This window comes from Variovorax sp. P4_D9 (assembly GCF_056401695.1).
The window spans coordinates 1-9,217 of the sequence record NZ_JBFUIU010000353.1; the positions used below are offsets into that span (position 1 = coordinate 1).

Annotated in this window: 9 protein-coding genes; 5 read left to right on the forward strand and 4 right to left on the reverse strand. The window is 63.1% G+C overall.

Features of this window, described 5'->3' with window-relative positions; translation table 11 throughout:
* On the reverse strand, positions 1–917 hold a 917-nt coding region (locus AC1DY5_RS30510), incomplete at its 3' end, for a DNA polymerase ligase N-terminal domain-containing protein (protein WP_478117551.1).
* Between the two features lie 256 nt (positions 918–1,173).
* Here AC1DY5_RS30510 and AC1DY5_RS30515 point away from each other — a divergent pair.
* The 3 genes from AC1DY5_RS30515 to AC1DY5_RS30525 all read left to right on the forward strand — a co-directional run bounded on the left by AC1DY5_RS30515 (position 1,174) and on the right by AC1DY5_RS30525 (position 3,814).
* Complete coding sequence (locus tag AC1DY5_RS30515) at positions 1,174–1,857, forward strand: cyclase family protein (RefSeq protein ID WP_478117553.1); 684 nt, start codon at positions 1,174–1,176, stop codon at positions 1,855–1,857.
* 311 nt (positions 1,858–2,168) lie between these two features.
* Positions 2,169–3,395, forward strand: a complete 1,227-nt coding sequence (locus AC1DY5_RS30520) for an MFS transporter (RefSeq protein WP_478117554.1) — start codon at positions 2,169–2,171, stop codon at positions 3,393–3,395.
* A 233-nt stretch (positions 3,396–3,628) separates the two neighbouring features.
* Positions 3,629–3,814, forward strand: a complete 186-nt coding sequence (locus tag AC1DY5_RS30525; RefSeq protein WP_478117556.1) for a DUF3606 domain-containing protein — start codon at positions 3,629–3,631, stop codon at positions 3,812–3,814.
* A 358-nt stretch (positions 3,815–4,172) separates the two neighbouring features.
* Here AC1DY5_RS30525 and AC1DY5_RS30530 read toward each other — a convergent pair whose 3' ends face one another.
* Together AC1DY5_RS30530 and ku are read right to left on the reverse strand one after the other, a co-directional pair.
* On the reverse strand, positions 4,173–4,976 hold the full coding sequence (locus tag AC1DY5_RS30530) for a tetratricopeptide repeat protein (protein ID WP_478117558.1): 804 nt from the start codon (positions 4,974–4,976) through the stop codon (positions 4,173–4,175).
* 69 nt (positions 4,977–5,045) lie between these two features.
* The gene (gene ku / locus AC1DY5_RS30535; RefSeq protein ID WP_478117559.1) at positions 5,046–5,969 is read right to left on the reverse strand and encodes a non-homologous end joining protein Ku; all 924 of its coding nucleotides are present in this window, start codon (positions 5,967–5,969) and stop codon (positions 5,046–5,048) included.
* A gap of 218 nt (positions 5,970–6,187) precedes the next feature.
* On the opposite strand from ku, the gene AC1DY5_RS30540 reads away from it, so the two are divergent.
* Both AC1DY5_RS30540 and AC1DY5_RS30545 read left to right on the forward strand, forming a co-directional pair.
* Positions 6,188–7,306, forward strand: coding sequence for a GAF domain-containing protein (locus AC1DY5_RS30540; RefSeq protein WP_478117561.1), 1,119 nt, complete (start codon positions 6,188–6,190; stop codon positions 7,304–7,306).
* A gap of 172 nt (positions 7,307–7,478) precedes the next feature.
* Positions 7,479–8,222, forward strand: coding sequence for a UPF0149 family protein (locus AC1DY5_RS30545; protein ID WP_478117562.1), 744 nt, complete (start codon positions 7,479–7,481; stop codon positions 8,220–8,222).
* Positions 8,223–8,874: 652 nt separating this feature from the next.
* Here the strand turns inward: AC1DY5_RS30545 and AC1DY5_RS30550 are convergent.
* Positions 8,875–9,036 carry a hypothetical protein gene (locus tag AC1DY5_RS30550; protein ID WP_478117563.1) on the reverse strand — a complete coding sequence of 54 codons (162 nt, stop codon included), beginning with the start codon at positions 9,034–9,036 and terminating at the stop codon, positions 8,875–8,877.
* Positions 9,037–9,217: the final 181 nt, after the last annotated feature.

Genomic DNA, 9,217 nt, shown 5'->3' on the forward strand with positions numbered 1-9,217 from the left:
GTCCTGGCGTTGTCGAACGCGTTCTGGAGGGCTCCGAAGTCGGGCAGCCCCTGCTCGCTGAGGATCACAATCTCGCCGTCGAGCCAGCACGGCGCCATCTTCATTGCCGCCACGTCACGCACTAGGTGCGGCAGTTTCTTCGTCCAGTCGAGCCCATTGCGCGTGAACAGGCGCACGCCGGCGTCGTCGACCCGCGCCAGCATGCGGTACCCGTCGAACTTGATCTCCAGCACCCAGCCGTCGGCGGTGCTCGGCGGTCCGTCGACCAGGGTGGCGAGCTCGGGCGCGATCTTGGCGGGGAGGGGGCTCTTCTTCGCGCCTTCCAGGGTGCCAGTCGATTCGGTGGGCGCGGCCGCGCCGGCGGGCGGCGGCAGGCCCGCCACGCTGTCCGGCATCTCGTCGACCACGCTGAACTCGCTGGCGGGCCTCACGAACTGGTCGCGCTCCTTGAGCAGTAGCCAGGCGTCCTGCTTCTCGTCCTTGCTCTTGATCCGCACGAGTGCCCACTTGCCGCGCAGCTTGTGGCCACGGAGCTCGAACTTGAGGTTGCCATCCTTGTAGGCCTTGCGCGGGTCGCCGATCGGCACCCAGAGCCCCTTGTCCCAGATCACCACCTTGCCGGCGCCGTACTGCTTCGGTGGGATGGTTCCCTCGAATGAGTTGTACGAGATGGGGTGGTCCTCGACGTGCACGGCCATGCGCTTGTCAGCGGTGTCGTAGCTCGGGCCCTTCGGGACGGCCCAGCTGAGCATCACGCCGTCCAACTCGAGCCGAAAGTCGTAGTGCAGCCTGGTCGCCCAGTGCTTCTGGATCACGAACTGCAGGCCGGCGGGCACCGACCGGCCGCCCTCGACTGGCTCGGGCGTGACGGCGAAGTTGCGCTTCGCCTTGTACTTTGCCAGTGGGGGTGCGGCCATTCGCGAAATGTACGGGCTGCAAGGCGTTACCGCCTAGATCCAGCGGAGCCAAAATACTGGATCATTACCGGGTATCCGGTTAGCTCCACTGAACGGAAAAATCTGGATGCGCATCCATGCGCAGCGCTAAGCGCAAGTCGGATGCGGATGGAATCGACCGCCATTGACATACTATGTTGCCTTCACGATCTGCGCTGAGCGCGAGCCGCCAGCAGGTCGGAAGTGTCTGCGCTGAAATCAAGCGGGGGATGAACAAATGTTTGTCGACCTCTCTCACGTATTCCACGACGGGATGCCCGGCGTCCTCTTCAAGGGTGAAAACGGCGAAACAGTCGAACTCACAGCGCATATACGACCCTACATGACGCATGCGCAGTCGCTCCCGCACTACGACGGCAAGGCCTCTTTCGAGATTACTGACGTGGCATTCCAGAGCTCCGTCGGCACGAAGATGGATGCCCCGCGTCACCGTTTCGAAGGCGCGAACGATGTCGCTTCCATCGAACTCAGCCGTCTGATTCTGGACGGCGTCGTCATCGACGCACGGCATGCGGGTCCCAGGCAGCAATTGAGGCGGACAGACCTGCAGTTCCCCGAGCATCTCGCAGGCCGGGCAGTGCTGGTGAACTTCGACTGGGATCGCCATTGGGGAACGGAGACCTATCGATTGCACCCGTTCGTCTCGCATGAAGTGGTGACCTGGCTCTGCGATGCGGGAATTGCCCTGTTTGGGGTGGACTGCGCGAACGTCGACTCCACGCAAGATCCAGAACGTCCAGCACATACCCGGTTTCTAAGACAAGGCATCCTCATCGTGGAAAACCTCACCGGACTGTCGCGCCTGCAGGGCGCGGCGTTCCGCTTCTTTTCCGTCCCGTTGAAGGCGAGAGACGCGGCAGCCTTCCCGGTCCGTGCTTTCGCAGAGGTGCGTGAAGAATAAGTACAAGCGAGAAACCGCCTCTTGTCATGGACTGGTCAGCGCAAGCTAGCCGCTCCTGCGCTGAGCCTCATACGGCTGAGAACGGCCAGGAGGCCAGTTCGCGCTCCAGTTGGGCGGATGCGTGCTTTCAGCCACTCGATCCGGGGCGTGCGCGTGAGGCGCTGGGTCTCGAGAAGGGCCGGTGTTCATGAGCCACCGCCGGCTGAAACACGGACTTTGCCAAATCGGCGGCAACGGTCGTAGGATTCATCACGGACTCCGTCGAACGGACAGCCATCGCCGGCCGTGAACTTCTGCGTTGGAGCACGACGATGAATTCGAACGCGTCAGAAGAAGGGAGTCCCGGTCGCTGGCAAATGTTGGCGCTGCTCGCACTCACCCTGGTTTTGTCGATGACAACGTGGTTCTCGGCCTCCGCGGTGATCCCCCAACTGCGGCAAGAGTGGGCGCTTTCCGCCAACGCCGCTGCATGGCTGACCATCGCCGTCCAACTCGGCTTCGTATGCGGCGCGCTGGTCTCGAGCTTCCTGAATCTCTCCGACGTCGTCCCGCCGAAGCACGTGATCCTGGGCGGAACGATCGGTGCTTCCACGGCGAACGGGCTCCTGGAATTCGCTGGCGCAGGCGACATCGGAATCGCGCTTCGCTTCGCAACAGGTTTTTTTCTGGCGGGCGTATATCCCCCAGCCATCAAGCTGATGGCCACATGGTTCCGGAAAGGCCGCGGAGTCGCGCTCGGCATCCTCGTTGGTGCGATTGTCTTGGGACAAGCGACGCCTCATCTCATCAACGGGCTCGGCGGGCTGGATTGGCGCGTTGTGATCTACATGACCTCCGCTTTGACGCTGATTGGTGGTTTGATTGCAGAGTTCGCGGTGAAGGAAGGTCCCTCTCCTTTCCCGACGGCGACATTCGATCCCAAGCAGGTGTGGCGCGTATTTGCCAACCGCRGCGTCCGGCTGGCTTCCTACGGTTACTTCGGCCACATGTGGGAGCTATTTGCAATGTATGCGTGGTTCATGCTGTTCTTCACCGAGGCGCTGGTAGCCCGAGGGACGACTGTGGGCTCGGCTGCCGCCTTCGCGACATTCGCGGTCATTGCCATTGGGGCATTGGGCTGTTGGGTAGGCGGCATCCTGGGAGATCGCTGGGGCAGGACCAGAACGACCGCGCTAATGATGGCTGTATCCGGGAGCTGCTGCATTCTGATCGGGTTGCTGTTCGGCTCATCCCCATGGCTGCTGCTCGTCGTCGGCTTGGTGTGGGGCTTTTCCGTCGTGGCCGACTCGGCGCAGTTTTCGGCGATGGTCACCGAGCTTGCCGATCAATCTTATGTAGGAACAGCTTTGACACTGCAGCTTGCCGTTGGGTTCATCCTCACGATCGTGACGATCTGGCTGATTCCATTGATCGCAGATGCCTTTGGATGGCGGTGGGTGTTTGCTTTTCTGGCCCCAGGTCCCGCTCTCGGCGTGCTGGCGATGCTTCGGCTCAAATCTTTGCCGGAATCGGCTCGCCTCGCCGGAGGTATCGGCTAGGCACGTACGAGAAACTTGTGATGCGGCCGATCGCTCATCAATGCGAGCGTTGAACGACCGCTTGCAGAAGTCGGTATCGACCGCCGAATTACAACGTGGGCCGGTCAGGGGAATTCCCTCACCGCAGGGTCGGCAACCCCCGCATGCGGCAGGCACGCGCATCCATCCCCGGCAGGCTCCTACGCGAGGCCAGCCGGTTCCGCGAGAACCTGAGAACTCAATAGGAGCCAAACATGCCAGACGATAAGTCCGACCGCGGCGCCCAGGACCGCGCGCGCATCAACGTGAACGAGGATCACGAGGTCCGCTACTGGACGCAGGCTCTCGGTGTCTCGGAGGAGCAGCTCCGAAAGGCCGTGGCTGCTGTCGGCGTCAGTGCAGACGCGGTCCGACAGCACCTGGGGAAGCCTCAGCAGTAGGATGGCAGCTCCGACGGAAGACGCGTCGGTCTACCAGGAGCTCGAGGCCTCAGGAGGCAGCTACGACAGCTGGACTCACGCGCTGCGCCAAGGCACAACGCTGACCCCGTTGGCGCGAGTGGCTTGCGCGGCACAAAGGGGAGTGGGGTCTGGCTGCTGTCGATCTTTTCCTGGCAGAAGGGTCTGGGTTGGGCGTCGTCCAGTGGTGCCAAGGACGCGAGCCGCACCAACGCGTCGCCGTGCTCACAAACTACGCCACGGATGGCGTGCGAAAGTCCCGTCTCGATGCGGGCGCGGACGCGTTCTTCGACAGGTCTAAGCAGTTCGAGGAATTCTTCGAATTCTGTCTCGACAGAAGCTATCGGGACAGCCGCCGATAAGCGCTGAAGTGCCGGATCGCCCGCTGTTGGTGTCCGAGTTCGTCATGCAACCGCCCAGCGTTGAAGTGGGCGTCAGCGAGGTCCGGATCTAGCTGCAGCGCCAAGTCATAGCTTTCCAGGGCCTCGCCAAAGCGGTTCAGGTCCTCAAGCGCCACCGCGCGGTTGAAGTAGAGCAGGGGCTCGGCAGGCCGGTGCTCGATGCCCTTGGTGAACAGGCGCACGGCATCGTCACAATCGCCACCTTCGCAGAGCAGTGCCCCGAGGTTCAGGTACGCGTTGGTGAAGTCCGGGGCCGCGGCGATCGCCTGGCCATAAATCCGCTTTGCAGCCGCAACGTCGACTCCTTCCAAGGCCTCGGCTCGAGCGAACAGCTCCTCCGCAGAGACTGATGGCTCCGGCGCCGCTGGCCGCCGGGCGGCAGCGAGGTGGCGCACCACGGCTGCACCACCAGGCTGCTCCTGAACGCCGACATCGAAGTCCATCAGAAGTTGCCCGGTGTCGGCCGCCCATTGCGAGTCGCGATTCCGCACGACGATGTCCTTGCCCACCGCAGTGATCCTCAGGCCCGATAAGGGAGCCTCAGGCGGCAACTCATCCTTGAGCCGCCGCAGCGATCGGAGGATCTTGGCCGTCGGAATGCTCGCTGTCCGCAGTTCGTGGGCAGTGCGCAGCAGCACGACGTCCTGGAACGAGAACAGGTACGCCTGGCGCGGTCCACGTTTGGGCTTCACGAAACCCATTTCGACCAGGCGAACGATGGCGCTCCGGGAGAGCCCGAGCATCTCCTGAACGCTTCGAAGCGTGTGCGACTCCAGATCGACCTCCCGCTAGCGGCTGTGAAAGGCGCGAGCTTACTTCCTGGCTCGGGTGCGGGCTGGGGCGGCGGCTGGCTCCTCAGCCTTTCCTGCACGGCGGACGCCCTTTCGCTTGGCACCCATCTCGGCCACGTTGTCCGCGTCTTCCTTGGCCACGGCCGGCGCCTTCTTTGCCGTCGCAGGGGCGCGCTTCAGGCTGGCCATCAATGCTTCGGTCAGGTCGATCACCTGCGCGCCAGCTTCCTCGCCTGCGTGCGGCGCCGCGACAACCTCCTTGCCGGCGATCTTCGCATCGATCGCGGCGAGGATGCGCTTCTTCTCTTCGTCTTCGAACATCGTCGGGTCGTAGGTGTCCTGCGAAATCTGGTCGATGAGCTGCAGCGCCAGCTTCAGCTCGGCCGGCGTCRGCTGGGTGTTCTCGATGTCGAGGTCCGCCAGCGAGCGAACCTCGTTCGCATAGAGCAGCTGTTGCAGCACCAGGCCGTCTTCGGCTGCTCGCACCTGGACGACGTACTGCTTGCCCTTCCACGCCCACTTGGCCAGCGCGCACCGGCCGCTCTCACGCATGGCCGCGCGCAGCAGGCTGTAGGGCTTGCCACCGCGCTTGTCGGGCGCCAGGAAATAGGCCTTGTCGTAGTAGATCGGGTCGACTTCCTTTTCAGGAATGAACGCCACGATGTCGATCACATGGCTCGAGCCTTCTTCGAGGGCCTTCAACTCTTCAGGCTGGAACAGGACGTACTGGTCCTTCTCGAACTCGTAGCCCTTGATCATCTCGCTGCGAGGCACAACGGTCGTCATGTCCTTCTCGGACACGTACTGCTGCTTCACACGGCTGCCGTCCTTGGCAAGGAGGTTGAATCGAACGGTCTCCGCAGACTCGGTAGCCGAGTAGAGCTTCACTGGGATGGAGACCAGGCCGAAGCTGAGGGAGAGGGATGCGATGGAGCGTGCTGCCATGGGGACCTCGATGTACGGCCTGACCGGGCCGCTCGGGGAACCTTGCCATTTTTTTCTGAGTTGAGGAAGAGGAGCGCGGCGCGTCCACATTCAAACGCTGCGATCTCATGGCCGATCAGAAACGATCGCGTAGAAGAATGTCGATTTTCTGCCATGGCCTCAAACGGTGGCGGTCAAATATGTTGACGTGTGGCGCAGGGCGACATGGCGAGCAGTTGATGCGCTCCCAAATCGAAGGTCTGGCCGCACGGCTGACGCTGGCACACACCGGCGCTCGTATACCAGGCGGCGCTTTCGCGGGCCGCTTGTTGCCTGCGCGGGCTCGAGACGCAGGAGGTGATCAACTGGCCTGCAACTTGCTTAGGATAGTTCGCACGCCGGAAGGCATCATGACCCCCACTTTTATCAAGGCAGCCGAACTTTGGGTGCCCAGCCACGACGGCTCGCTGCTCGAGTTCGGTGGCGGGGCATTCGGGACCGCCAGGCGATTCGCGGCCATCAGCCGGGAACTGTGCTTTGGCCGCGGTGAGGGACTGCCCGGGCGCGCCTGGCAGGAGCGCAGGCCCATACTGCTGCCGCAGTTCGAAGGCTCGTTCTTCCGTCGCAATGCCGCGGCAAGGGCTGCCGGTCTGACCTGTGCCATTGCGCTGCCAAGCTTCGTGCACGACCGCCTCATTTCGGTGCTCGTGCTCTTCTGTGGCCATGAGGCCAAGGGCAGTGGCGCGCTCGAGCTTTGGCGCGACGACGCCGGCGGTCGCGGCGAAATGACCCTCGTCGACGGTGCCTTCGGGCAGAGCGCCCAGACCTTCGAGACGATAACGCGGCAGACCCATCTTCAGCGTGGCGCGGGGCTCCCGGGCCAGGCGTGGCTGAGCGGCCATGCCGTCTTTCTGGATGATCTGCCGGCCTCAACGGGGCGCTTCGTGCGCACTCGACAGGCCGCAGCAGCCGGTCTGCAGCGTGGTCTGGCCATACCGTTCGCGTCGCAGCAGGAAGAGTGCCATGTCGTGACCTTCCTCGCCGGTGCTGAACTGCCACTGGCTCGACGCATCGAGCAATGGACGCTGGACGAGCCCCAGGCCCAACTACGGCGAGTCTTCGCATTCAGCGAACTGCACGGCGGGGCGTCACGGATCGAGGCCACGCTGCCCCTCTCGGCGCCGACGGGATCGATCGTCAAGGCGTGGAGCAGCGGGACGCCCGTGATCAATGACTGGCCAGCCGATGAATCGGGAGCGCCGGCTGCTGCGGCAGCATCGATCGGCTCCTGGGCTTTGCTGGCGATACCGGTGATGTCGAGGGGCTCGGTGGTCGAGGTGGTGACACTGTATTTGTAGCGCGGCAGGTTTTCTTCAGGCGCCGCGGTCTCGGTCTCGCCGCCACTCTGTTGCCCGTCGCGGCGATTGAACGTAAGCGCTCTGTTGACCACGCCCCTTGTGCCCAGATGACCGTTGGGGTATGGGGATCCCGGGTGGTTAGATGATTTCTGTCAGGGGGCGGAGAGCGAGAATGTCAGTCGTTCCCGGATCCCACATTCAATCGATGACCACCCCATTTGCCCCGTTGTCCGAGGACGAGTTCCACGAACTTGACCGGTTCCTGCTCTATGACGTGGACACGGAAGAGGTCATGACGCTGGGCATCATGGATGGGTTCTTGCACGCAGCGGTCGGCCCGACAACCCTGCATCCAAAGCAGTGGCTCCCCAAGATCTGGGGTACTGAGGAGATGATGCCTCCGATGGATTCAATCGAACAGTTGAATCACGTATTGGGACTGGTCATGCGCCACTTCAACAGCATCATTGCTGGACTGGAAGCTGACCCAAGCGAGATCTGCCCATGCTGGACAACGATGACATACGACAGCGGCGGGGAGGCGTACGACGACGCCGAAGGATGGGCCTACGGCTTTGTTGCGGGAATGAGGCTTTGCTGGAATGACTGGCAGCCGTTGCTGTCGACACCCCAAGGCCAAGCCTGGTTCAGGCCGATCGGCCTGCTTGGCGAAGATGACTTCTCCGTGGATCAGGACGAGCTCACCAAGACGCCGGCCATGCGGGCGGAGCTAGCACTTCAGATCCCGCAAGCTGTCCTGGACATGCATGCTCACTGGCTACCGCTCAGACTCGCTGTCTATGAGCGCAAGGTGGCCAAGTCGATGCAATCCAAGGTGGGACGCAATGAGCCTTGCCCCTGTGGGAGCGGCAAGAAATTCAAGAAATGCTGCGGCGCAGCGGCTGACCTGCATTGAGACAAATCGGCAGCTGATCACCCTCACGCAGGGTCAGTCGCCAGGGCAACCAGCGAATGCCATCCMTCCCTTGCTCGGCGCGGTCCTACTGACCTACTGACCGCGGGCTTTTACACATCCGCTTCGGCCTGGGCGCGGGCGAACGCCTGGGGCGGTCGCACGATGGACGGAATCGGCGGGCTTACCCACGACAAAGCGTTCGGCGGCAGCACCACGCACAGCTGGTACGGCGGAAAACGACTCACAACAACCGCTACGGGGGGGACCTTTCAGCTCACCGCGACGAGCGAGTCGAACGGCTTTGGGTTTTCCGGCGCAACATCGATTCCGAAATGCAACTTCGACAGAGGGACCGCCCCATGCTGGTCGTGAGATGCGGATCCATCGCGACGCGGTAGCTGGGCCGGGTCTTGCCGGGCTCTGTCCCGTTGAGCTGGTCATCCTTCGCCCATCGTTGGGTCAGCGGCAGGGCGGGGCCGGTCCCGCAGAAGGCGGTGCGGCGATCCTTTTCCCAGATGAAGAAATGCTCGTCGATGGTGGCCGCGGCTAGGGAGACCGGGCGGGTGCTGCCGACGCCTCGCGGCGCTGAGAATTGGGCCATGCAGCCTGGCCCGACCAGTGCCGGAATGCCACATCGATGGTGGCACCCCCTTCAGGCGCAATCCCGGCGCAGGGCCTTGTCGATAGCGTCCGGCAGCAACTGCCGCCTGGACGGGTGTCGGAATCTCGACGCTCCCGCTGACGAACACATCGGCAGGAAGACGCCCATCTCGTGCAGGCGCTCCTGCAGCGCGAGCCCGTTCATCAACGGCATGAGAAGGTCCAGCACCAGGCAGCCACGCCAACCGGGGAGCCTGCACAACTCCAGAAGTGCACCCCCGGCTCAGGAAGCCGTGGCGCGCAATTCGCTGAACCTTCGCGCGAACAGGGCCGACCACTTGTCGAACGCGTCCCGCGCGTAAGTCCAGCTCTGGAAGGAGCTGACGTAGCCGTTG